This is a genomic window from Streptomyces sp. NBC_00510, from assembly GCA_036013505.1.
GTDB lineage: Bacteria > Actinomycetota > Actinomycetes > Streptomycetales > Streptomycetaceae > Actinacidiphila.
In genome coordinates this window covers 2,244,422-2,269,340 of record CP107851.1, presented here as the reverse complement: position 1 = coordinate 2,269,340, position 24,919 = coordinate 2,244,422, and the positions used below count along the sequence as shown (strand labels likewise).

Sequence of the window (24,919 nt, the reverse complement as noted above, 5' to 3'; positions counted from 1 at the left end):
AGGCCTCCGAGCAGCGAGCGGCGGACGGGATGCATGCGCATGCTGCTCACGCAGGCGGGTCCGCGCCGTTCGCCCACGAGATGGACTCGAGCATGCAGGCCATGATGAAGGCCATGGCGGGCTCGTCCAAGACCGGTGACCCCGACCACGACTTCGCGGCGATGATGGTGCCTCATCACCAGGGGGCCATCGCCATGGCCAAGGCGGTTATGGAGCACGGCAAGGATCCTGTTCTGCACAGGCTGGCCCAGGAGATCATCGTCACGCAGCAGCAGGAGATCGGGGTGCTGAAAAGCCGGCTGTCGACGAAGCCCGCGGCCCGGCGGAACGCGTCGCCCCCCGCGGCGCAGCCGGGCAAGGAGAAGCCCCAGCCGCAGGCAGATGCTGCGGGTCCGCTGTTCCCGATATCCAGCCAGGACCGCGTCTACACCTCCGACCAGACGTCCAACACCGTCTCCGTGATCGACCCCGTCGCCAATCGCTTTCTCGGGGTGATCCGCCTGGGTGATCCGGTGCCCGGCGCGCTCAGTCCGCTGTACAAGAACCAACTGCTCGTGCACGGCGGCGGCTTCTCCCCCGACCACCGCACTCTTGCCACGGTCTCCGTCGGCTCCAACTCGGTCACGCTCATCGACACCGCGACGAACAAGGTGAAGGGCGTGGTGTACGTCGGCCGGTCCCCGCACGAGGCGTTCTTCACGCCCGACGGCAAGGAGCTGTGGGCCACCGTGCGCGGCGAGAACTACGTGTCGGTGATCGACCCCGTGCGGATGCGGGAGAAGCGCCGTGTCACGACCGCCAACGGGCCGGGCATGGTGCTGTTCCGCCCGGACGGCAAGTACGCCTTTGTGCCGTCCAGCTTCACCCCGGAAGTCGACGTCATCGACACCCGGACCTACCGGGTGGTGGCCCGCGTGCCGCAGGCCAGCCCCTTCTCCCCGAACCTGGCCGTGAGCCGGGATGGCACCGAGGTGTGGTTCACGCTCAAGGACAGCGGCAAGACCCAGGTCATGAGCGCGCGACCGCCGTTCCGCATCCTTGCCACGATCGACAGCGGGCCCATCAGCAACCACGTCACCCTCGTCGACAACAGTGCCGGCCATTTCGCCTACGTCACCGTGGGCGGCGAGAACGTCATCAAGGTCTACCGACGCGGCTCCGAACCGGCCCTGGTCGCCACCATCCCCACCGGGGACCTGCCGCATGGGATCTGGGTTTCCGGCGACGGCACGCGCGTCTACGTCGGACTGGAGAACCAGGACGCCGTTGTGGCCGTCGACACGCTCGAGAACAGGGTGATCGCGACCATCCCCGTGGGCCAGCAACCCCAGCAGCTGCTCTACGTGCCGCGTGCCGTCCCGCACGGCAAGGGAACCGCCAACCTGCAGCCGCCGGGAATCGCGGGCAAAGCAGGCCACCTCACGCTGTCCGCTCCGAAGGGCGAGGGCGGACATGCCCATGCGACCGTCTCGGTCAACGCGCTCGGCGCCCTGGACCTCCTCCAGGTCGCGGCCGCCGGCCTGGAGCCCGGCAAGAACTACAAGGTGTGGCTCACCGAGCACCGCACCGCGCCCTTCGGTCGCAAGCAGGCACTCACCATGTTCACCACCAACGCCGCCGGCGCGCAGGTCGGCCAGGCCATCGGGCTCCTGCGCGATGTGCTGACGCCGCCGAAGTCCGCGGCCTCCGCACCGTCCCAGCGCTACCTGATCATCACCCCGTCAGACGGCGACTCTCCCGTCGCCATTCAGGACCACTACAAGCCCATGCCCCGCCCGGAGGGCCCGTCCGCGGAACCCGCCCCGGCAGCAGGAGGCTCATAACCCGGGCGTCCTTCCCCTTGCCGCGCGGGTCGACGGGGGTGTTCCCGGGGACGAGGCGGGTTGGGCGCAGGAATGTCCGGTCGAGGCGGCTGGCCTCCGAGGCCGTATCTCAGCCGATCATGGAACGTGCAGGTCGAATAGGAAACCACGGATCGGACGCTCGCGAGGGCTCGCCCGCCCGCCGGTCAGGTGCGGCGGGGAAGGCTCCAGTGGTGCGGCGCGATCAGCCGGTGGACGCTCTCCGGGCCCCACGAGCCGGGGGCGTACGGCTGGACCGGGGGTGGGTCGTCCAGCAGCGGGGTGGATGCTTCCCACAGGCGCTCGATGCCGTCGGAGCGGGTGAACAGGGACTGGTCGCCGAGCATCGCGTCCAGGAGGAGGCGTTCGTAGCCTTCGAGCGCGTGCATGGTGTTGAAGGAGTCGGCGTAGCCGAAGACCATCTCCGCCGTGCTCAGGCGCATGGCGGGGCCGGGTTCCTTGACCAGGAAGGAGGTGGTGATCCGGCCCGGGTCGTCGAAGTCGATCACCAGCGCGTTGCTGCGGGCCTCGGAGCCGCCCCGTGCGGCCAGCGGGAACATGCGCAGGGCCGGTTCGCGGAAGCCGAGCGTCACCACATGGCGGGCCTCGCCCAGCGACTTGCCCGAGCGCAGGTAGAAGGGCACCCCGGCCCAGCGCCAGTTGTCGATCGTCGCGCGCAGGGCGACGAAGGTCTCGGTGTCCGAGGCGGGATCCACGCCCGGCTCGGCCCGGTATCCCTCGTACTGTCCCCGCACGACATGGGCCGGGTCGATGGGCTTCAGCGACTCGAAGACCTTCTCCTTCTCGTCCCGCATGGAGTGCGCCTCGAGTGCCGTGGGCGGCTCCATGGCCACGAATCCCAGGAGCTGGAAGAGGTGGGTGACGATCATGTCCCGGAACGTGCCGGTGCCCTCGAAGAACTGCGCGCGGCCCTCGATGCTGATGCTCTCCGGCACGTCGATCTGCACGTGGCTGATGTGGTCGCGGTTCCAGATCGGCTCGAAGAGACCGTTGGCGAAACGCAGGGCGAGGATGTTGTCGACGGACTCCTTGCCGAGGAAGTGGTCGATGCGGAAGACCCGGGACTCGTCGAAGACGGCGTGGATGGACGCGTTGAGCGCGCGGGCCGAGGCGAGGTCCGTGCCGAAGGGCTTCTCCACGATCACCCGAGCGTTGTCGGAGAGTCCGCTCGCCCCGAGCGTCTCGATCACGGAGGTGAAGGCGCTCGGCGGCACCGCGAGGTGGAACAGGCGCCGCGGGCTGCCCCCGATGGCCTGCTCGGCCTCCCGTACGGCCGCGAGCAGCGGCCCGGCGGCGCCGGGATCGCACGCGCCGAAGGACAGGGCGGCCTCGAACTCCTCCCACGCGCGGCCCTGGGGCTTCGACCGGCCGAACTCGGCGACCGCGTCCCGCGCGTGCTTGCGGAAGTCCTCGTCGCTCAGCGTGCTCTTGGCGGGCGCCGAGCCGACGATCCGGTAGCGGGCCGGCAGCAGCCCCGCCTTGGCGAGGTGGAAAAGACCGGGCAGCAGCTTGCGGCGGGCGAGGTCGCCGGTCGCGCCGAACAGCACCACCACGTGGTCCTCGGGGACCGGACCGTGACTGGGTGAGGGGGAACGATGGGACACGGCGCCTTCACCCGGTCTTCTCGGCGTGGCCGCCGAACTCGCCGCGCATCGCGGAAAGCACCTTGTCGCCGAACTCGCCGAGTCCGCGCGACGCGTACCGCTCGGCCAGCGAGGCGCTGATGACGGGGGCGGGCACGCTCTCGTCGATCGCGGCCTGGACCGTCCAGCGGCCCTCTCCGGAGTCCGAGACCCGGCCGGTGAACTGGTCCAGCTGCGGTGAGCGGGCGAGCGCGTCGGCGACGAGGTCGACCAGCCAGGAGCCGATCACCGAGCCGCGCCGCCACACCTCGGCGACCTCGGCCACGTCGATCTCGTACTGGTACGCCTCGGGCTCGCGCAGCGGCGCCGTCTCGGCGTCGACGGTCCTGCGGCCCAGACCCGCGTCCGCGTGCCGGATGATGCTGAGGCCTTCGGCGATGGCGGCCATCATCCCGTACTCCACGCCGTTGTGGACCATCTTCACGAAGTGGCCGGCGCCGCTCGGCCCGCAGTGGAGGTAGCCCTCCGGCGCGGTCCCGTCGGACCTGGTCCTGCCGGGCGTGGGCTCGGCGTTCCCGCGGCCGGGCGCGATGGTGCGGAAGATCGGGTCCAGCCGCGCGACCGGGTCGTCCTCGCCGCCGATCATGAGGCAGTAGCCGCGTTCGAGCCCCCAGACGCCGCCGGACGTGCCGCAGTCGACGTAGTGGATCCGATGCGGGGCGAGCTGCCGGGCGCGGGCCATGTCGTCGCGGTAGTAGGAGTTGCCGCCGTCGATGACGGTGTCGTCGGGTTCCAGCAGCGCGGTGAGCTCGTCGAGCGTCGACTGCACGACACCCGCCGGGAGCATCAGCCACACGTTGCGGGGCGGCGCCAGCTTCTCCACGAACTCCCGGAGCGAGGCGGCGGCCGTCGCCCCCTCCTTCTCCAGCTCCAGCATGGCGTCGCGGTTGAGGTCGTGGACGACGCATGGATGGCCGTCGCGCATCAGCCGGCGCACGAGATTGGCGCCCATGCGGCCGAGGCCGATCATGCCGAGTTGCACGGGTGAGTCAGTGGCCATCGTCGGTTTCCCCGTTCCTCAGCGGCCACCACGGGCCGAAGGTCTCGCTGTACGGACGGGCGGCGGCCGCCGCCTGGGTGCTGTGGATGACGGGCGTGCCCGTCCGTCCGCCCGGGCGGGGCACTCGGTGTGGTGCGACGGAAGGCGTCACGAGCGGCCACGCCCTGGGCGACTACAAGGAAATCTACCTATTTACGACATTTGACGCGAAGAGAGGGAGCGCTTCCCGTTGGCCGGGGCGCGACGGCGCGGTCCGCGTTGACCTGCGATCCCCCAGCGCGCTGGGGGCCCTGCCTCGCCAGGAACGCCCCTGCCGCACTGCGCCGTCCCGGTGACGTGCCCGCCGGGCGCCACGCCGGTCCGGCAGCCCGCGGTCGCTCGGCAGGGAGTGCGCTTCGGTGATCCCAGGCGTCGGGATCCAGCCGGTCGTTTCACCCGAGTGCGCGTGGCGGTCCTCTGGGGTCACCCTTGCCATCCCTTTCGGTGTCGCTGCGTCGAGGTCGCGGAGGTCGCCGTCGTCGGCCTGTTCGGCCGGCTGATGGTACGGGGAGCCGCCCCGCCCGCTGAATCCACCGGCCCGGCGGGCCGCGCGCGGGGCCACCGGGGTCACCCGGCGCACCCGCCGGTCCGGGTGACGACTTCCGCACTGGTCCGCGACGGAACCCCGATGGGCCCTGGAGGCGCCCTTGGTCCTGCCGCGGTTCGCGGTCCGGGGAGCACGGGGTCCGGAGGCGGCATGCCGCCGAGGCGACCGCCTCGGCGGCATCCTCCACGCGTACGTCACATGCTGCGAGACGGAACCTCCGTGAGGCCCGTCCGGTCCGGCCCGCCTGATCTTCAGGCGGGCCGGACCGGGACGGATCAGGTCACCGGCTTGTAGCCGAGCACGAAGGTGGCCGGCGCACCGCTCGCCGGGTTGCCCGGGGCGCTGGGCATGGCGAGCGAGTAGACGGGCGCACCCACCGCGGTCAGCGCTTCCAAGGCCTTGGCCTGGCCGGGCGCGGCGCCGTAATAGAGATGGAACTCGCCGACGAGGCCGGCGTCCGGATCACCCGGTACGGGTTCCACGGGGACGTTGAGATCGAAGAGAGTCCCCTGGTCGTACGGACCCGCATCGGTGAACGAGCCCTCGTGGTGGAGTTTGGGACGGCCGGAGGCCGGGTCGGGGTCGCCCAGGCCGTAGTCGCTCGCGAACTCCACATTCGGGTGGTCGGCCTTGACGGTGACGTACTCCTGGGTCGCGGTCGGTTCGACGTCCCAGTCGACCACCCGGCGGTAGGTGATGTGCGGCTGGTCGCCCGGCGGCGCGAGAGAGGTGACAGTGACCCTGACGTCGTACAGTTCGGGCCGGGATGACGGCTCGAACTCGTGGGTGACATAGAGGGGATAGTCGGTGCCCACGAGCCGTACGACGGACTTGGCGGTGGTCGCCGTGGTGGTGAACTCCATGACCTCCGCGTTCGTGGACAGCCCTCGTACGCCGTGAGACCAGCCGCTCCACTGCCCGACACCGCCGGGCGGCGTGACCTGGATGCCCCAGCCCTCACAGTGGCAGGCGACGGCGGAGACGGCCTCGTAATTCGTCGGCTTGTGGCGCAGGCCGAGCTCGGTCGTCCTGGTGCCGGCGCTCGGCCTGCCGCCGGGGGTGATCAGATTGCCGCCCGGCTGGACTCCGATCTCGACCTCGGAGCCGCCGACGGAGCCGCCGAAGAGTGAGGTGTACCGGGTCTCCCAGCGTCCTTCCTCTTCGTCCTCACCGGGGCGGCCATGGCTGAACATCAGCGTCACCACGTTGCAGGACCCGCCGATCCTGGTGTCGAGAGTCTTGTCCTCCTCGCGTGCGTCGTGGTCATCGGCGAAGCAACGCCTAGGAATCTTCTCCCAGTTGACAACGGTGAATGTGAGCCGCTTGTCGTCGTCCTGCATCGTCCTGACGGCCATGTTCCACAGTTTCGAGGGGTCGGCCTGGCCCACCAGGTCGACGTAGTGCACGCCGCCACCCTTGACGGTCCACTTGCCCGAGGCCTTGCCGTCGGCGGGGAGAGTGACGGTCTCGTGCTTGGGGCGCGCAACGGAGAAGGTGGAGTCCGAGCCGGTGCCGCCGAGCTGCGTGCACCATTGGGAGACGTCCGCGTCCTGATAGCGCCAGTATGCGCCGTAATCAGCAGCCGTACCGCCGCCGCACAGCTGGTAGTTGGCGACGCCGAAGACCCGGAATTCCTCGTTGGAGTCGCGGTCGTAGTCGTCCTCGATCAGGTCCTTGATCTCGGTCGCCCCGTCCGGGAACCAGGCGTCCCCGATCCGCTCCCAGGAGTGCCTGATGGAGTCCGTGCCGAGCCGCTCCTGGAGGAACTCCGCGAAGATGAAGGCCCCGTACTGGTGGCCCGATCCGAAGCCGTCCTGCTTGGTCAGCTCGTCCTCCGGCCGCTCGAAGAATGTGTCGAGTGCCTTGGCGTAGTCGTACTTGCTGGCCGTGGGGACCGCGTTGTCGGACAGCAGCGCCTGGTGCGCACCCCACTCGGCGGTGGCCTCCATCCAGGCGTTGAGGCTGCGCATGTTGAAGATCAGACTCCAGCCGATGTACCGGTACTGCATCGAGTGGAAGAGCTCATGCCTCGGCAGATAGAACTCCTCCGCCTCTTGGCCCGAGCTGAACTTGGTCCCGATGTGGATGATGTTCGCGTCAGCCAGCTCGTACGGCTGCACGAACCCGACGCCGGGAGGCACATGCGTCGAGCCGAGGAAGACCGCGACCTTCTTGTCCGTGTCCTCCCGGGGCTTGTACCCGAGAGAGGTGTACGTGGTCCAGGCCACCTCGAGGGAGCGGGACACCCGCTCGACGTAGTTCGGCACCCCGTTGCCCTGGATATCGCCCTGGTCGACGCTGCCGGCACCGTCGTAGGGATTGACGTTGTTCTCGCCCCCGACGCTGTAGAAGACCGAGAAGTCGGCTGTCTGATGGAGGCACTCGAACTCTCCGGGAAGCTGCCCCTGCTGACCGCACTCACCGGTCGGCGCCAGCGCCATCGCATCGGCCGAAGGTTCCGTCTGGTTCCGTGCGATCAGCGGCGCCAGCAGGTCGGCGTGCGCCATCTGGTTCTGGACGCTTCGCCGGACAGGGTGCGGCAGCCGGTCCAGCTCACGGCCGAGCGCCATCCCCAGGATCGCGCGCTGCGCCTGCGGCAGGTTCGCGTCCCTGTAGCGGTCAGGAACACCGCCTTGGTAACCGAGCTTGGCGTACGCATGGTTGACGAACGCCTCCTCCTGCAGCCGGCCTGAGCGTAGATCCTCCATCAGTAGCCGGAGCCCTGGTTCGAAGTCCCCGTAGTCCTCGGGCGCCGGCGTCTCGGGAGGGTCTTCGGACCTCGTGCGCGGCACAGGATCATACTCGGGCAACTGGTATGGAGCGGAGCCGGCCGCCTCTGCCGCTGCGATACCGGAGGTCTTCTCTATGGCGCCTCCTGTGCCGCCGCCGTTGCCTTCGGCGGACGCAGGAGGCTGGAACAGTGAGACGGACAGCGTGGCTATGGCGACCGCGACAAGTGCTGCACGACGTACAGGTCTGCGCCGAGAGGCGCCTAAGGAACGCCACATGGCGGATCCTCCCCCCAGGATCAACAACCCCTGCCAGCCTGGCGCCGGCGGGCGGCTGTGCGTGCGTGATGCAGGGAAGAGAGTAGAGCCAGCCCGATGGAGAACGCCATGGCCCTGACAAGCGATGAGATCCTCGGGCACCGAAGGTCCTCGGCGGAGCGGCCGCGGCCGGGCAACCGCTGCGCCCGCTCCGTCCTGCCACGGGTCCGGAGCAGCTCAGTCCCGGGCCGGGCGGGAAACCGCGGGGCCGCCAGATCAACGTCCGTGCCCTGAGGTTGCCTTGGGTCCGGGATCGTCCTGCCGGAGGTCCCTGGCACCAGGACGGCATCAACGACCCCCTCGAACTCGACCGACGTCGACGAGACGACCGACTGCCCGCACGTCGTGCTCGGCGCAGTGCTCCGGTTACCTGCCGCACGAGACCGAGACCAGAGTCCGCCACAGGGGCCGCGCCCGCGCCCTCGGCGACCGCGTCGACAACCCGATTTCGAAATCGCCCTGGACCCGCACGGCCTGCCCACCTCAATGAAACTGCCCTGAGTGCCTCACGACCCGTGCGGTTACTGCCTCACTTACAGGCTTCGGCGGAGCGCCACATAGGAAGGCAACCCAGAAACTCGGAAGAGTCCGCTCGAGTTGAGGGCACCATTCCGCTGCTTGTTTACCTGTGCTTTAACCGCGTTCATCTGCGCCGCCCAGGATCCGCCAGGGGCATGCCACAGCTCGACTCGGCGTGCCCTTCACCGTGCAGCGATCGGGAGGGACAACTGGTGATGCGGCCAACAGGGCGGTACAGACGGCCGGGTGGCGGATCCGGCGGGCGGCGGTTCGCCGGGGCGGCGCTTGCCGCGGCGCTCCTCGTGAGCGGGAACCTGACCGGGGCGTACGCCGACGCCGGTTCGGAGAAGCACCCGCCGGGGCAGAACCAGCCGGCGGACGCCACGAGCCTGCCGGCGCTCACCCCCGGGGACGGCGCGTACCTGGAGGGCACCGAGAAGGTCGCGGCCACGCCCACGCTGGCCGGCGACTCCGTGACACGGCTCGCGGTCGACGGCAAGGCCGTCGACGCCGAGCGGACGGTCGGGACCTCCCGGCTCAGCTTCGACGTCGGGTCCAACTCGACGGAGGCCCGCTACCACAACTACGTCCTGGTCAACGGCGACTACCGGGCCGACATCGGCGACCTCGTCAACCAGCGCGGCACGATCGAGATCCCCAACGACGAACTGGTCAAGGGCGAGAACAAGGTCGAGATCCTCGCCGGAACCGTCGACAGCTCCTGCGGCACCAACTTCGACGACTTCGTGCTCTCCGACATCAGCCTGGACCTGCTCGGCGAGGTCGCGGACGGCGAGGAGAACGAGTACACGTACTCCTTCGGCGATGGCAGCTGCGGCACCAACACCACGCTGCTCACCAAGGCCACGCTGACCTTCTTCGTCCTGGGCGACCCGCAGCGCACCACCGGCCTGCGCGCCGACCTGGACACCGCCGGGCTCGCCAACGGCACGCACGCCCTCACGGCGACGACGACCTCGGGCAAGACCGTCACGAACACCGTGACGGTGAACAACGCCCCCGCTGGCGCCCCCCGGCTGCTGCCCAAGGACGGCACGCTGGTGAAGGGCCGACAGCCGGTCTTCGCGAACTTCCCCGCGGGCGCCGAGGGCGAGCCGACGACGCTCACCGTCGACGGCAAGGAGCCCGCCACCGCCGCCAGTCTCGGCAACGGCGCGGCCACCTTCTCCTTCGACGTCGGGTCGAACTCGATCGACGACAAGTACGACAACCACCTCCTCGTCAACGGCAAGCGCATCGACCTGGGCGGCACCTGGATCAGCCAGCGCGTCGACATCGCCGTCCCCGCACGCTTCCTGGTCCCCGGTGACAACACGATCACGGTCGTGACCAGCGCCTACAAGGAGAGCTGCGGCAACAACCGCGACGACTTCGACATCTCGGGGCTCACGCTCGCCCTCGACGGCGGCACCGTCACCGGCCACGGCATCGCCGACTCGTACGCCATGGGCGACGGCAGCTGCGGCAACAGCGACACCCGCCTGCGCGAGGCCGAGCTGCACTGGACGATCGACGCCCCGGCCGTGCACGTCTCACCGACCCTCGGCTCCGGCAACGCGACCCTCGGCTTCACCGTGGGCACCAACTCGATCGAGGCCCGGTACCAGAACCACATCCTGGTCAACGGCCAGAAGCAGGTGCTCGACGCGGACTTCGTCAGCCAGCACGTCGGCCTGACGTTCCCCAACGAGTGGCTCGTCCCCGGCTGGAACACGATCGACTTCGTCACGGGCACCTTCCCGACCTCCTGCGGCGACAACCGCGACGACTTCGCCGTCTCCGACATCACCCTCACCCCGGCGAACGGCACCGCCGCCGGCCGGATGCTCAAGGGCTCGTACGGTCTCGGCGACGGCAACTGCGGCGACAACGTCAACCCGCTCACCGAGATCGACCTGGAGTTCTTCGTCGACGGCCCCGCCCAGGGCCTGTACGCCGACCTCGACACCGCGAAGACCGCCGACGGCAAGCACACCCTGGCCGCGACGTCGAAGAGCGGCAAGACCGCGACCCGCTTCCTGGTCACCGACAACTCCGCCCCCACGGTGGCGTCCAGCGTCCCCGCCGCCGGGCAGCGGATCACCGCCTCGGTCGTCCTCGACGTGCGGCTCCAGGACCTGTCCGGCGTCGTGAAGGGCCCGGACGTCACGCTCGACGGCAAGCCCGTCGAGCCCGGCGCCGCGGTGGGCCCCGGCCTGTCCGCAGGTGAGCACACGCTGAAGGTCTCCGGCACCGACGGCCTCGGCAACACCGGCACCCGCGAGGTGACGTTCACCTCCGCCGGCGTCCCCGACGCCCCCGCCGGCCTCACCCCGAAGTCCGGCACGACCGACGCGGGCGGCAGCGTGAAGCTCTCGGCCACGGTGGCCGAGCCCGACGGCGGTGACGTGACCGCCACGTTCTCCGAGACCGAGATCATCACGCCGGACCAGGTGTACCAGGGCACGGCGACGTCCGTCCCCACCACGCTCGAGGTCAAGGGCGAGAAGAAGGTCAAGGCCGCCGGCCTCGCGCCCGCCGACGGCAGGACGCTGCCCGCGCCCGCCGGCCCGGACGTCACCTTCCAGCGGTACGACGTCAAGGTGAAGGGCCACGTGGACGCGCCGGTTCTGCGCTGGGAGGGCGTCATCGACCCCGAACGGCTCGCCGCGCTGCGCGTGTGGAACACCAGGACCGACGCCTGGGACGTGCTGACCAGCGCCCGCGGCGCCGTCGAGGGCAACACCGTGCTGACCGCCGTCGTCGACCGGAAGTACGTCGACCGGCAGCAGGTCCACGTCATGGTGACCGGCGAGGACCCGTTCGCCGACGACATCGACGCCGGTGACCCGGACCGCTTCGCCGACCCCGGCTCGTACGACTTCTCGATCGTCCACTACACCGACACCCAGTACCTCTCCGAGGGCGCGGTGGAGCAGGAGACGCCCGAGGAGCGCGCGGTGTGGGAGAAGGCCTACGGCGACGTCTCCCGCTGGATCGCCGCCAACAAGGAACAGCGCAAGATCGCCTACGTCGCCCACACCGGCGACATCATCGAGAACAACATCCGCAAGCCCGCCGACGAGGCCACGCAGCGCCAGATCACCGGCGAGCTGGAGCTCTCCTCCAAGCAGCAGAAGATCCTCGACGACGCGGGGATCCCCAACGGCGTGATCGCGGGCAACCACGACAACCAGTCGGGCACAGAGAACGGCCCCGGCGCGATCTACAACAAGTACTACGGCCCCGACCGCTACCAGGCCCTGTCCAAGGGCTGGAAGCACGCCGAGTACGGCGGCCCCTGGCGGCCCGGCGACAACCAGAACCACTACGACCTGTTCTCCGCCGGCGGCCTCGACTTCGTCGTGGTCGGCCTGTCCTACGGGGTGACCCGCGAGGAGGCCGAATGGGCCGACTCCGTCTTCAAGCGCTTCCCCGGCCGCAACGGCATCCTGCTCTCGCACGACTACCTCGCGCCGAGCGGCAACCCGGACGGACGCGGCGCCCCGTTCTCCGCGCCCGACGGTTCGATGCTCTACAAGACGGTGGTCCAGGACAACCCGAACGTGTTCCTGATCCTCGCCGGTCACGAGCACGGCGTCGGCACCAACGTGAAGCCCAGGGTCGGCGAGGTCGAGCACGACGTCGTCGAACTCCTCGCGGACTACCAGTTCTACACGGTCTCCGCGGACCGGCTCGGGCTCACCGAGATCGGCGGCTACCAGCCGGACGACCAGCTCCAGTTCGGCGCGAGCTTCTTCCGGATGCTGCAGTTCGACGTGAAGCGCTCGGAGGTGACGGTGGACACCTACTCGCCGCTGCTCGACGAGTTCGGCGCCACCGAGTACGACACCGACCACCGCTACGACGGCACCGAGGACAACATGGTGCTGCCGGTCGACCTCACCAGCCGCAAGACGACCTTCACGACCGACTCGCTGGCGCTCTACGACCCCGTGAGCGTCATCGGCAAGGCCAAGGCCCGTTCCGGCGAGGTCGCCTCGGTGACCTGGCGGGGGCTCAAGCCGGGCACGACCCACGCCTGGTTCGTCACCGTGCGCTCCACCGGCGGCGGCGTCACCGCCTCCGAGCCGAGCGTCTTCGTGACCAAGGACGCCTACGGCCGCCCCGGCACGTGGGGACCGGACGCGCCCGCGTACCCGTGGTTCGCGCCGTCCACCGGCCGGCGGTGACCGGCTGACACGCCGGTAGGACCGCAGGCCCGCCCACGCCCGCCGTCCCGGACCCGACCGGTCCGGGACGGCGGGCCGCCGCCGTTCATCCCCACCCAGAGGACCGACCTCATGCGTTCCACCACCGCGCCCCGGCTCTTCGCCGTGCTCCTCGCGGCCCTCGTCGCCGTGCTCGCCGCGTCCCTCGCCTCCGCCGCACCGGCCGCCGCGCACGACGCGACCTCGAAGGCGTACGTCGAGGTCGAGGGCGCCGGAAGCCACGTGGAGGCGACCCTAGACCTCGAGTACGACCTGCTCATGAAGTCGGCCTGGCTGTACGAGGAGGCGTACGGTGCGAAGGGCCGCACCGAGCAGCTGCACCAGCTCAAGACCAACGCCGACGCGGTGCACGCGTACGTCACCGGGCGCTTCGCCGTCGGCCACGAGGACGCCGCCTGCTCACCCCGCCCCGCCCGCGACGCGGACGTCCACACCCGCGGCACCCGCCCGTACGCCGTCCTCACCCTGGCCTACGACTGCCCGGGCGGCGCCGGCGGCACGTACACCGTCTCCAGCGCCCTCTTCCCCGACGCCGAGAGCTTCGTGCACAGCACGCAGACGATCGTCCACTACGACATCGACGGCCGGCGGGGCTCCCAGGTGCTGACGGCCGCCGAGCCCACCCTGGAGACCACCGGGCACCACGAAACCCGGCAGATCACCGACTTCTTCCTGCTCGGCATGGAGCACCTGCTGTTCGGCCTCGACCACATCCTCTTCCTGCTCTCCCTGCTCATCGGCGCCCGCGGCCTGCGCGACGTCGTCCTCGCGGCGACCGCCTTCACCGCCGCGCACAGCGTCACCTTCCTGCTGGCGGCCATGGGCCTCGTCCACGTTCCCGGATCGGTCGTCGAGCCGGTCATCGCCGCCTCCATCGCCGCCGTGGCCCTCGCGGGGCTCCTCCTGCGCAACCGCGAGGCCACCGGCCGCTGGCGGCTCCCGGTCGTCTTCCTCTTCGGCCTCGTCCACGGCCTGGGCTTCGCGGGCGCCCTCGGCATCGACGAGAGCTGGTCCTGGGAACTGCTGCTGTCGCTGCTCAGCTTCAACGTCGGCATCGAGGCAGTGCAGCTCGGCATCATCGCGGTCACGTTCCCCCTGCTGGTCCTGCTGCGCCGCACCCCCGCCCACCGCTGGGCGCTGCCCGCGATGACGGCTCCGATCGTGGTCGTGAGCGTCTACTGGTTCTGCGAGCGGGTGGCCGTGCCGGCGTGACGGGGTGCGGCCGGGCGGTCAGGCCTCCAGGCGGACGGGCATCAGGACCGAGAAGGCGCCGTCGTCCTCCGCCCGGCGGATCGTCAGGGGCGCCGTGGGTGCGCCGAACTCCAGCACCAGCTGGTCGCGGTCTCCGGCGGCCAGGGCCTGGAGGAGGTACTCGCGGTTGACGGCGACGTCGTCCGGGCCCTCGTCGCCGTCCTCGCACACGCCCACCGTGCCGTCGCCCGCCACCGTGAGGACGCTGATGTCGGGGGACTTCCCGTCCTGCTCCCGGCTCTCGCCGGCGCGTACGGGTCCGGTCTCCAACGCGGCGCGCAGCGCCGGGACCTCGACGGGGACGCGCCGTCCCTCCGGCAGGCGCACGATGCGGCGGTAGTCGGGGAAGTCGTGGTCGAGACAGCGGCCGGCCGCCTGACGGTCGCCTGCCGCCAGGGCGACACGGTCACCGTCCACCGTGAGCTCGACGGACGCCTCGCCGCCGGCCAGGAGCGCCCGCATGGCGTCGGCGAGCGGGGACGGCACGACGACCTGACGGCGGGGCCCGCCGTGCCCGGCGACACCGGTCTGCGCGACGGCCATCCGGTACCGGTCGGTGGCCACGACATGGAGCGTCCCGCCGTCGATGTCGAACAGGACACCGCCGAGCACGGGCAGTTCGGGATCGGTCCCGGCGGCGAAACGGACCGCGTCGAGTGCGGCGGCCAGGCCCGAGGCGGGGACGGCCAGGCGGACGGTGGCGGAGGCGAGGGGCGAGGACATGGGGTTCTCCTTGCGGTCGAGTAGTGCGCGGATCGCGGAGAACTCGACGCGGGCGTCGGAAAGCCCCCGTTCGAGGCGGCGCAGTTGCGCCTGCAGCAGTTTCCTGACCAGGTCGGTGTCGGCATTGGACCAGCCGGCCAGCACCAGGCGGATGTCCGCCAGGGGCATGCCGGTCCGGCGCAGCCGTGCCAGCAACCGGGCCTCTTCGAGCTGCTCGGGGCCGTACCAGCGGTAGCCGCTCGACGGTTCCACCCGGGCCGGGACCAGCACCCCGGCGCCGTCGTAGAACCGCAGCGCGCTCACACCCAGGCCGCTGTCCCGGGCCAGCTCACCGATACTGCGCATGTCGTTCTCCACACCCGGGACTCTGCCCCCTCCACCAGGTCGAGGGTCAACCCGCCTGCCCGGAGGGGCCGCCCCAGGCCCCCACCAGACCCGCAGGTCGGCGGGTTGAACGGGGCGTGACGTCCGGCACCGGGGAGGGGAGGTGGACTTCACCTCCCCGTCACGCGTCCGCCAGGAGGCCCGGACACGATCGTGATCGTTCCCGCTTGCCGTCCCCCGGGAGGACCCCGTCATGCTGCGCCGGACCCTGTCCGCACTCGCCGTCGTCTTCGCGTTCATTGCCGCCACCACCGGCACCGCCGCCGCCACGACGGGCAAGGCCCCGGTCGCCGAGGGCCGCGGCGCGCGTGTGCTGGACGTGATGACGTTCAACATCCACCACGCCCAGGGCACGGACGACGTGCTCGACGTCCCGCGGGTCGCGGACGTCGTCCGCAGGAGCGGCGCCGACGTGGTCGGGCTGCAGGAGGTCGACAACCACTACTCCGCGCGCAGCGACTGGGCCGACCAGGCCGCCGACCTGGCGAAGCTGCTCGGCTACCACGTCGTCTTCGGCGCCAACATCGACAACGCGCCCCCGGCCGGCAGCGACCACCGGATCCAGTACGGCACCGCGATCCTGTCCCGCTACCCGATCACCGCGTCGGAGAACACCTGGCTGTACAAGTCGCCCGGCCAGGAGCAGCGCGGGCTGCTGCACGCCACCCTGAACGTGCGCGGCAAGGCCGTTCACTTCTACTGCACGCATCTGGCCGCCAGTTCGCAGACCGACCGCCTCCAGCAGACCCCGCAGATCGTGGACCTGATCGGCGACAAGGAGCCGGCCGTCCTCGTCGGCGACTTCAACGCCCTGCCGGACGCCCCCGAGTCGCAGCCGCTGCAGTCCCGCTACACCGACGCATGGGCCCGTTCGCCGCACGGCCGCGGCGACGGCGCGACCTACCCCGCCGAGGCGCCGACCGAGCGCATCGACGCCATCTACACCACCGACGAGGTCAAGCCGCTCGTCACGCGCGTGGTGCAGGCCGACCCGACGGCCTCCGACCACCTGCCGCTGATCAGCAAGGTCCTGGTCACGCCCTGATCAGGAGCCGGGGCCCAGCCGTTCCACGACCGAGCGGAGCTGGTCGCGGTCGAGCTCGTAGACCGTCTCGCCCGCCCGTGGGTCGCGTGCGTGGAGCACGTGGAACAGCGGGGCGTACGGACCGCCGAGGTCGACGAGGGTCGCCGAGGCCCCGCGTACCGCCCGCTCGGTGCCCTGCGGGCCGCTGAGGTCGATGCGGCTGAGAACGCCCGGGGTCACCCACACGGGGACCGACGCGAGGTGGCCGAAGAGCTGCAGGTGGAAGTGGCCGCACAGGACGAGCCGTACGTCCGTGCCGCGTACGGCGTCCGCCAGTTCGGCCCCGTCCTGCAGCCCCAGGGCCTTCTGGGTCGCGACGTCGAGGGTGACGGGCGGGTGGTGGAGGACCACCACGGATCCGTGCGGCGCGGGCTCGGCCAGCACCTCGCGGAGCCAGCCGAGCTGGCGCGGGCCCACCCGGCCGTACACCTTGCCGGGGACGAGCGAGTCGAGCGTGATGAAGCGGTGGCCGCCGATCACGCTCACGGCGGCCCGCTCGCCCTCCGGGGAGTCGACGACCGCGGTCGCCAGGTCGTCGCCGTCGGCTCCCAGGTGGCCGCTGCCCAGCACCTTGGCGAAGGCGCCGCGCTCGTCGTGGTTGCCGGTGCAGAACACCACGGGCGCCCGCCTGCGCGCGGCGAACTCCCGCACCATGTCGCGGGCCGCGGCGTACGCCTCCGGAGAGCCGTCGTCGGCGACGTCGCCGCTGACGACGACGGCGCCGACGTCCGGGACGGAGTCGAGGGCGGCCAGCATACGGCGCAGGGACTCCCGCGCGTCGATCCCGCGGGAGTTGGGCCCGTCGACGGGGCCGATGTGGATGTCGGACAGGTGAAGGATCCGCATCCCGACCACGGTACCCACCGCCTGACGCGACGTCACCGGGGCCGGGGCCGGGCGCGGGCCTCAATCGTGCCGGCGGGTACTCACTTCAACGGTTCCAGGCAGAGCGTGAAGTCCCGGCCGGAGCCGCCCTGGGTGTACCGGCGGTACTTGTCCTCGCAGGTCCCGTCCGTCCCGGACTGCCTGTCGACGACCTTGAACTGGGCCTTGGCGTCACCGCAGTCCACGATCTCGAACTCCGGGTCCCCGACGGAGATCACGCCCGTGGCCGCCGCGTTCCCCGCGTGCAGGCAGTCGCCCGCGTCGGCGGTCGAGGCGCCCCCGAACCAGGTGGTGTAGCCGCCGTAGACCACGAAGCCGATCACGACGAGGCTGATCACCCCCCTGACGATGCCCTTCACGCCGATGCGGCGTGCGGGCGCGGGCGCCGGAGGGCCGGGCACGCTGTACGGGTTGCCGGTCGGCGGACCGTACGGCGCGGGCGGCTGCTGGTTGTACGGGTTGGTGCCGGGTGGCGGCGGCGGAGTGCTCATCGCGATTCCCCCTGGATCTCGTAAAGACAAGGTCAAGTAGCCGGTGGAAGTTACCACCGGGACCCGCGCTGGGGACCGGATCACCGGAAATCTGTGGCCTTGACGTGACCCTCGGCCACGTCGGCCGCGCACGGGAGGCGCTCCGGGGTCCCGACCCCGGTGGACGTCGCTTTTGTCAAGCCCCGAATTCCAGGGGCGTGACGCGACGCACCGGGCCGGGCTCAATGGAGGCATCGGTTCACGCAGAACGGGTGGCCCTCCCGGAACCATCCGGTGTTGCCGTCATCCCTCAGCAAGGAGAATTCTCATGGCCCGCACACCTCGTTCCCGGCGTCTGGCGATCTTCACGGCCTCCGCGGCCCTGGCGGCAGGGGGCGCTCTGATCCCCACCACGGCGTTCGCCGCCCCCGCGTCGGCGCAGACAAGCGCCGTGTCCACCCAGGCACCCCAGCAGCAGACGAAGACCACCGGCTACGGCGGCGACAGCGATTGCTGGGAGTCCGACTACGAATACTGGGAGTACACGGAGTACTGGGACTACACGGATTCCTACGACTACTACGACGAGTACTGGGTGTACTACTGATCCACGGTTGCCCGAGACACACGGGTGCCGGCCCGGCGGTGGAGACCGCCGGGCCGGCACCCGTCCTCCGCTCAGGCGGCTCGCGTCTTCGCAGGGGCCGCTGAGGAAGTTGCTGACGACGAGCGCTACCGCTTCCCAAATTTCGCAGCTCGTCTCATCAGGGGGAGCCGGCATTCCGGGGGTGAACCTGCATGACAGACAGGTACTGGAACCCCTGGTACACGGCATACCGCCCATCCGCTCCCGCCGAGGACCACGCCGGCGAAAGCCCGCCAAGCCCCACGTCCCCGGCCCGCACCGTGCGGCGCGGGCCGGGGACGGATGCGGTACGGCCGTCAGGCGGTTCGGGTGCGCAGCCGGCGGGTCTTCCAGGCGAGCAGCGCAGCCTGTGCGATGAAGAAGACGCCACCGCCCGTGGCGTACGTCGACAGCACGTCGAGCGAGGGGTTGTCGCCCACGGCCTGGATGTTGTAGAAGACGCCGACCAGGAAAGACAGGCCGCCCGAGATCAGGGTCGGCCACTGGTTGCCCAGCTCGGAGCCGCGCCGCCGCAGGCCGACGACCAGCTGGGCCGCCCCGGAGATGATCGCCCAGGCGCCGAACGCATGGAGCACCGGCTCCACGCCGCCCGCTCCGGCGATGCCGACAGCGAGGGCGGCGAACGTGCTCAACACGCCGTTGAACGCTGTGACTCCGCGCTCCGAACCGTCGGGGGTGGCGCGGTAGTCGATCAGCGACGACACCGCGTCGATCAGCGGGTAGACGACCAGCAGCGTGATCGCCGTGGCGTCGACGGAGTCATGGGCGCGGGCGAACACCAGGGCCCACACCACAGCCAGGACGCCGCGGCACAGGTACAGCCTCAGCAGGGAGGAACGTTCTCCCGTTGTTGCCCGGGTGGTGGAAGTCGCCGTCTGCGTCCTCATGATGTTCGGCCTTTCTCGGGTTGTCGGATGGTCGGCGACGGTGTCAGTGCCGGGGCGGGAGGACGCACCGGAAGCTGGAGGCGACGTCCGGGTCTCCGTGGCCCTTGTAGCGGGACACCCCGGGGTAGCTGCACAGGTCTCGGGTGACGCTCCGGCCGGAGGCGTTGATCAAGGTGGCGGGCAGGGTCTTGGGGGCCTTGCCGTGCTCGACCCAGGCGGTCAGCGCAGCGAGGCCGTCGGCCGAGCCGTCGGTGCCGTTCAGACCGCAGTGGTCGGTGCCCGGGGCGAGGAAGAGGCGGTAGAAGTCGTCGACCCGCTTGGGGCCGCCCATCTTCCGCTCGACCTGCTTGCGGTACTCGACGGTGCCCTGGGTGGGGATGAACTGGTCGGCCTGACCGTGCCAGGTCAGCAGTTTGGCGCCGGACTTGCGGAAGCCGGACAGGTCGGGGTCGTCCGCGCCGATCACCTTGTCGTACTGGGCCTCGGACTGCCGGAACAACTGGGTGAACTGGCTGTAGGTGATCTTCGAGAGGTCGAAGGTCGGGTCCTTCTTCAGCCAGAGCTGGACCCACGCGGCGGGTACCGGAAACGGCGCACCCGTGATGTTGCCGTTCGCGTCCGGCTTGTTGGTGGCCGCAAGGCCGTTCAGGTCGGCCCCGATCGGGACGCCGGACCACAGCTCCTCACCGGTGGCGGTGCGCGGGCCGTCCCAGATCTTGCGCACCACGGCCGCGTCGGCCGCCGTGATGGTCAACTCCCGGCCGTCGCAGGCGACCTTGGTGCCGATCAGCTTGCGAGGGTCGAAGTCGCACCGCTCCGGGTCGTTGACCAGGCCGTCCTTGACGCGGTCCAGGGAGTCACAGGCCTTGACGGCGGCATCGGTGAACGCGTCGAACTCACACCTGGTCGGGTAGGCCTTCTCGTTGTTCATGACCACCTGCGGCCACAGGGTGGCGACCTCGAACTCGTCCCAGTTGACGGCGGGCGCGTCGGCGAGGATGCCGTCGTAGTCGTCGGGATGACGCTGGGCCTCCATGTAGCCCTGGCGTCCGCCGGTGGAGCATCCGGTGAAGTAGGAGTAGGCGGCGCGCTTGCCGTAGACCGCGTCGACGACCTCCTTGCCGACGACTGCCGCCTCGTGCTGGGAACGGGAGGCGAAGTTCTTCAGCGGAGTGGTGTTGACCTCGCCGTCGCCGTTCAGCGCCCAGCTGACGTCGAGGGCGTCACCGACGCCGGCGTCCGTGGTGGTCGCCGCGTAGCCGCTCTTGACCGCGGTGCCCATCCCGACACCGTTGTCCCCGGCGAGGTAGGCGCTGCCGCCGAGTGCCTGGAAGCGGCCGTTCCAGCCTTTCTCGGGCAGCCAGGTGGTCACCTTGGCGTGGTCACCCTCGCCCGGGTGGGTGAGGGTGACGGTCACCTTGCAGAAGGCCGGGACGCCGGTGACCTCGCCTTGGAGGACGCCGGTGCCCTTGATGGTGCCGCCCTCGTCGCGGACCGTCGTCACGGCCTCCACCTCGGTACCGGCCGGGGCCTGCACCGGCGTGTAGGCGCAGTCGAACGGCGCGGCCGGGGCGGGGGTGCGGGGCTCCGCCGATGCGGTCGGCAGGTAGACCGCCGCGGCCAGCGGCACACCGGCCGCGAGCACGGACAGAAGTTTCTTCTTCATTGCTTTCACATCCGGTAAGTAGGTGTGCGCCTGACTGCAGCGACACATGTGCACATCACACGATGAGAAGGGCGGGGGTGGGTCTACGGACGGGCTGCCCCGTGACCTCGACGGGTGCCCCGAGGCAGCCTCGGGGCGCCAAGACTGATCAGAACGTATCACCGGTTAAGGGGGTGACGAAAGTGAGTGAGGTGCATCCAAGGGTGTGACCCACGGTCTCGATGCGATCCCATGCCGAGCGGTGCCGTGGCGGCCGGGGTGTCTGGGCGTCAGCTGTCGCCGTTCGACGGACCGGGCGAGCCGGTCGGCATCACCGGTGTCCTCGACTTCCTGGCCGGTCCCGACGCGCGGTCAGTCCGCGGCCGGAACCTCCACGTCCATGGCGGAGCGACCCGGCTCGCCGTCTGACCCGCGCGGACCGGCCGGCGGGCGTCAGCCCAAGGTCAGCAGCCCGGTGACGGCGACGTGCAGGGTACGACCGAGCCGTTCGGCGAAGTCGACCCGTGTGCCGGCGAGCTCGGGGTCCCGCTGGGCCTCGGCGACCGCCTCCGAGGGGTGGGCGAACGGCCAGAGTCCGGCCGTGCACACGACGGTCAGGGAGACCAGCTCCCGGGCGGCCGTCGGCGTCAGGGCGGTGATGTTGCGCTGCACCAGATCCGCCAGCGTGCCCAGCAACCTGCCGTGGGCGAGCTTGAACTCGCGCGCGGACTCGGCGGAGAGGTTCCGCTCCAGTTCCGACCCCAGCGCGCTCAGCAGGTCGCACAGCAGGGACCGGCGGGCCAGGGACCGGGCCAGGGCGTTCGTCACGGCCACCGGTGAGGCGGCACCGTGAGCCCCCGCGGACGGGAGTTCGGCGGGCAGCTCCTCGATCCACTGCGCCAGGGACCGGTTGAGCAGTTCGAAGAAGACCGCTTCCCTGGTCTCGAAGTACCGCACGACGTTGGTCTTCGAAAGCCCGACCCGCCGGCTCAGCTCGCGCAGGCTGATCTCGCCGACCGGCATCTCCGCCAGGAGCTGTGTCGCGGCGTCGATGATGGCCTGCTTGCGGATCTCGCGCTGCTCGGCGCTTCGCGCCCGCTGAAATTCCGTCGACCGGTCGTCTGCCACTGTCACTTCCCCGGGAAACTTCCTCGGCCTGCACTCAGCGCCGCCTGCGGTAAGCCTAAGCCCCGACCGGGGAGGCAGGCCTGATGCCCCGGGTCATACGGACTCGCTCACCTCACGCCACTTGGCGTCGGAGGCAGCGAGGGTCTCGGCCACGAACCGGCCGACCCGGACCGCGTCCTTGCCGAGAAGCAGACGCAGCGGCGGCTCCTCGGCCTCCGTGATGGCCAGCAGGATCTGCGCTATCCGTGCGGGGTCGCCGGTCTGGTTGCCGTCCGACGCCCGCTGGCGGGTGATCGCGGGTTCGACAACCGGCTTGTAGGGCTCGCTGACCGGCGGGGTGGTCATCGAGGAACCCGCCCAGTCGGTGCGGATGGCGCCCGGCTCGGCGACGGTGACCTTGATGCCGAGGTGGGCCACCTCCTTGGCCAGGACCTCGGAGAAGCCGCCGACCGCCCACTTGGCCGCCTGGTAGGCGCCCAGACCAGGGCCGCCCACACGGCCGCCGACGGAGGAGATCTGGATGATGTGCCCCGAGCCCTGCTCGCGCATGACGGGCAGGGCGGCCCGGGTGACGTTGACGACGCCGTAGAGGTTGGCGTCGATCTGGTCACGGAAGGCCTGCTCGGAGATGTCCTCGATGGCGGCCATGTCGGCGTAGCCGGCGTTGTTCACGACGACGTCCAGGCGCCCGAAGGTCTCCACGGCCGCCTGCACGGCCCGCCGTGCGGCGGCGGCGTCGGTCACGTCAAGGGTGACCAGGCGGACCTTCTCGCCGTACGTGCCGACGAGGTCGTTCAGGGACTCGACGCGCCGGGCGGTCGCGACCAGATTGTGGCCCGCCGCCAGGACCGCCTCGGCAGTTGCGCGGCCCAGGCCGCGGGAGCTTCCGGTGATCAGCCAGGTCTTGCTCATGGTGGTGCCTCTGTCTCTGTTGCTCGGTGAGGGAAAGGGGGTCGGAATCTTCGTGGTTCAGATGAGGAACCCGCCGTCGACCGCGAGGTGGGCGCCGGTGACGTAGGAGGCCTCGTCGGAGAGCAGGAAAGCGACGGCCTTGGCCACCTCCACGCCGGTGCCGAGCCGACGGGCCGGGATGCGCTCGGCGATCTTCGCGACCTCGTCGGGGTTGCCCTGCTGGCGAGGCACCGGGATGACGCCGGGCTGGAGCTCGTTGATGCGGACACCGTGCCGTGCCCACTCGGAGGCCGCCGTGCGGGTCAGTCCGCGCATGCCGTGTTTGCTCGCGCTGTAGGCGGCGCGGGCGGACAGGCCTCGGTCGGCGAAGACGCTGGAGATGTTGACGATGGCGCCGCCACCGGCCTCCCGGATCGCCGGGATCTGGTACTTCATCCCGTAGAAGACGCCGGAGAGGTTGATCCCGATGGTCTTGTTCCACTCCTCCTCGGGGAGGTCGGGGACTTCGTGGAAGACCCCGGAGGTGCCCGCGTTGTTCACAGCCAGGTGCAGGGCGCCGAAGTGGCGGACGGTCTCGGCGACAGCGCGCTCGACGGCATGCGCGTCGCTGACGTCGGCCGGCAGGACGAGGGCCCTGCCGCCCGCCGCGGTGATCTCACCGGCGAGCTCCTTCAGGGGCTCCTCCTGGCGGCTCACCAGGGCGACAGCGGCCCCGCGGGCCGTGAGCAGTCGGGCGATGTCGGATCCGATGCCGCTGCCCGCGCCCGTCACGAAGGCGGTCCGGCCGGCGAATTGGTCGTCGAAGTTCATGAGGTGTGCTCCTTGCCCAGAGGGCCGGCCGGTCTCGGCCGGGCCCCTGCGTGCGGTGTCCGGTGTGGACGTCACTTATCGGTGTCGTCCTGGAGGGTGTTGAGGGCTCCGTAGCGGGCGCCCTTGACCCGCACGGGGTCGAACAGGGCGCCGAGGCCGGCCACGTCGTCGGCGCTGAGCCGGACCGAGGTGGCCGCGAGGTTCGCGCGGACGTTGTCCGGACGCTTGGAGCCGGGGATCGGGACGATGTCGTGGTGCTGGGCCAGCAGCCAGGCGAGGGCGATCTGGCCGGGGGTGGCGCCGGCGCCTGCGGCGAACCGCTCCAGCTCACGGACGAGCCGCAGGTTGTGCTCGAAGTTCTCACCCTGGAACTTGGGCAGCGTCGAGCGGAAGTCGTCGCGGCCGAACTCGGCTCCCCGGCGGAAGGCTCCGGCGAGCATGCCGCGGCCCAGCGGGCTGTAGGGCACCAGGGTGATGCCCAGGCGGCGGCACTCCGGCAGCACCTCGGCCTCGACGCCGCGTTCCCAGAGCGAGTACTCGCTCTGCAGGGCGGAGACGGGGTGGACGGCGTGGGCCCGTCGCAGAATCTCCGTACCGACCTCGCTCAGGCCGATTCCCCGGACCTTGCCCTCGACGACGAGGTCGGCCATGGCGCCCACGGTGTCCTCGACAGGGACGGCCGGGTCCAGGCGGTGGTAGTAGTACAGGTCGATCCGGTCCGTTCCGAGCCGCTTCAGGCTGGCCTCGCAGGCGGCCCTCACGTACTCGGGGCGGCCGTCGAAGAAGCTGCGGCCCTCGGGCGTGGGGCGCGCGGAGAACTTGGTCGCCACGACCGCCCGGTCCCGGCGGCCCTTCAGGGCCCGGCCCAGCAGTTCCTCGTTGTGCCCGAAGCCGGGCACCGGCCGGCCCGGGGTGGCACTGCTGGCCCCGTAGTAGTCCGAGGTGTCGAACAGCTCCACGCCCAGCTCGATCGCGTCCCGGATGGTGACGACCCCGGCGTCCGGGTCCGCCGCTCCGTAGAACTGCGACATCCCCATGAGTCCGAGGCCGACGGGCCGCACGGAGATGCCGGAGCTGCCCAGCGGCGCACGCGCTGCCGCGGTGGTGTCTTCGTTCACGCCCTGTACCGCCCTTTTGTGGAGCCTGTCCGGCAACCCCTTTAAGAGGCCACTGGAACCTTATTGCCTCCACGGTAAAGGTCCACT

Annotated in this window: 18 protein-coding genes and 1 pseudogene; 7 read left to right on the top strand and 12 right to left on the bottom strand. The window is 70.5% G+C overall.

Translation table 11 applies throughout. The features are described from left to right. Positions 1-29: 29 nt before the first annotated feature. A complete protein-coding gene (locus OG937_10075) occupies positions 30-1,823 on the top strand; it encodes a DUF305 domain-containing protein (GenBank protein WUD78692.1) in 1,794 nt (597 codons plus the stop codon). Positions 1,824-2,008: 185 nt separating this feature from the next. Here the strand turns inward: OG937_10075 and zwf are convergent, their stop codons facing one another. The 3 genes from zwf to OG937_10060 form a co-directional block, all read right to left on the bottom strand. Further along, the gene (zwf, locus tag OG937_10070; protein ID WUD72018.1) at positions 2,009-3,466 is read right to left on the bottom strand and encodes a glucose-6-phosphate dehydrogenase; all 1,458 of its coding nucleotides are present in this window, start codon (positions 3,464-3,466) and stop codon (positions 2,009-2,011) included. 7 nt (positions 3,467-3,473) lie between these two features. After that, entirely contained in the window at positions 3,474-4,487 is a 1,014-nt protein-coding gene (gene gnd, locus OG937_10065; GenBank protein ID WUD78691.1) for a decarboxylating 6-phosphogluconate dehydrogenase, read from the bottom strand. A gap of 879 nt (positions 4,488-5,366) precedes the next feature. Then, the gene (locus OG937_10060) at positions 5,367-7,799 is read right to left on the bottom strand and encodes a hypothetical protein (GenBank protein ID WUD72017.1); all 2,433 of its coding nucleotides are present in this window, start codon (positions 7,797-7,799) and stop codon (positions 5,367-5,369) included. Positions 7,800-8,959: 1,160 nt separating this feature from the next. Between OG937_10060 and OG937_10055 the strand changes: the two genes are divergently transcribed. Continuing rightward, positions 8,960-12,850 carry a metallophosphoesterase gene (locus OG937_10055; protein WUD72016.1) on the top strand — a complete coding sequence of 1,297 codons (3,891 nt, stop codon included), beginning with the start codon at positions 8,960-8,962 and terminating at the stop codon, positions 12,848-12,850. Positions 12,851-12,961: 111 nt separating this feature from the next. Further along, positions 12,962-14,101: a HupE/UreJ family protein gene (locus OG937_10050; GenBank protein WUD72015.1), complete on the top strand. Its 1,140-nt coding sequence runs from the start codon at positions 12,962-12,964 to the stop codon at positions 14,099-14,101. A gap of 18 nt (positions 14,102-14,119) precedes the next feature. On the opposite strand, the gene OG937_10045 is transcribed toward OG937_10050, so the two are convergent. Next, a complete protein-coding gene (locus tag OG937_10045) occupies positions 14,120-15,208 on the bottom strand; it encodes a MerR family transcriptional regulator (protein WUD72014.1) in 1,089 nt (362 codons plus the stop codon). 232 nt (positions 15,209-15,440) lie between these two features. On the opposite strand from OG937_10045, the gene OG937_10040 reads away from it, so the two are divergent. After that, entirely contained in the window at positions 15,441-16,292 is an 852-nt protein-coding gene (locus OG937_10040) for an endonuclease/exonuclease/phosphatase family protein (protein WUD72013.1), read from the top strand. Here the strand turns inward: OG937_10040 and OG937_10035 are convergent, their stop codons facing one another. Together OG937_10035 and OG937_10030 are read right to left on the bottom strand one after the other, a co-directional pair. Then, positions 16,293-17,177, bottom strand: coding sequence for a metallophosphoesterase (locus tag OG937_10035; GenBank protein WUD72012.1), 885 nt, complete (start codon positions 17,175-17,177; stop codon positions 16,293-16,295). A gap of 80 nt (positions 17,178-17,257) precedes the next feature. Next, positions 17,258-17,707 (bottom strand): hypothetical protein, encoded by a 450-nt coding sequence (locus OG937_10030; GenBank protein WUD72011.1) that lies wholly within the window; start codon positions 17,705-17,707, stop codon positions 17,258-17,260. Positions 17,708-18,014: 307 nt separating this feature from the next. On the opposite strand from OG937_10030, the gene OG937_10025 reads away from it, so the two are divergent. Further along, positions 18,015-18,293: a hypothetical protein gene (locus OG937_10025; GenBank protein WUD72010.1), complete on the top strand. Its 279-nt coding sequence runs from the start codon at positions 18,015-18,017 to the stop codon at positions 18,291-18,293. A gap of 184 nt (positions 18,294-18,477) precedes the next feature. Then, positions 18,478-18,576 (top strand): annotated as a pseudogene (locus OG937_10020) (IS5/IS1182 family transposase). A gap of 52 nt (positions 18,577-18,628) precedes the next feature. Here the strand turns inward: OG937_10020 and OG937_10015 are convergent. Further along, entirely contained in the window at positions 18,629-19,219 is a 591-nt protein-coding gene (locus tag OG937_10015; protein WUD72009.1) for a DUF308 domain-containing protein, read from the bottom strand. Between the two features lie 43 nt (positions 19,220-19,262). Next, a complete protein-coding gene (locus OG937_10010; protein WUD72008.1) occupies positions 19,263-20,885 on the bottom strand; it encodes a tannase/feruloyl esterase family alpha/beta hydrolase in 1,623 nt (540 codons plus the stop codon). Positions 20,886-21,116: 231 nt separating this feature from the next. On the opposite strand from OG937_10010, the gene OG937_10005 reads away from it, so the two are divergent. Continuing rightward, positions 21,117-21,293 carry a hypothetical protein gene (locus OG937_10005; protein WUD72007.1) on the top strand — a complete coding sequence of 59 codons (177 nt, stop codon included), beginning with the start codon at positions 21,117-21,119 and terminating at the stop codon, positions 21,291-21,293. Positions 21,294-21,317: 24 nt separating this feature from the next. Here the strand turns inward: OG937_10005 and OG937_10000 are convergent, their stop codons facing one another. From OG937_10000 to OG937_09985, 4 genes are all read right to left on the bottom strand, one after another. Beyond that, positions 21,318-21,992, bottom strand: a complete 675-nt coding sequence (locus OG937_10000; protein WUD72006.1) for a TetR family transcriptional regulator — start codon at positions 21,990-21,992, stop codon at positions 21,318-21,320. A 93-nt stretch (positions 21,993-22,085) separates the two neighbouring features. Next, positions 22,086-22,904 carry an SDR family NAD(P)-dependent oxidoreductase gene (locus OG937_09995; protein ID WUD72005.1) on the bottom strand — a complete coding sequence of 273 codons (819 nt, stop codon included), beginning with the start codon at positions 22,902-22,904 and terminating at the stop codon, positions 22,086-22,088. Positions 22,905-22,961: 57 nt separating this feature from the next. Then, positions 22,962-23,714 carry an SDR family oxidoreductase gene (locus OG937_09990; protein WUD72004.1) on the bottom strand — a complete coding sequence of 251 codons (753 nt, stop codon included), beginning with the start codon at positions 23,712-23,714 and terminating at the stop codon, positions 22,962-22,964. A 71-nt stretch (positions 23,715-23,785) separates the two neighbouring features. Continuing rightward, entirely contained in the window at positions 23,786-24,832 is a 1,047-nt protein-coding gene (locus tag OG937_09985) for an aldo/keto reductase (GenBank protein ID WUD72003.1), read from the bottom strand. Positions 24,833-24,919 lie beyond the last annotated feature (87 nt).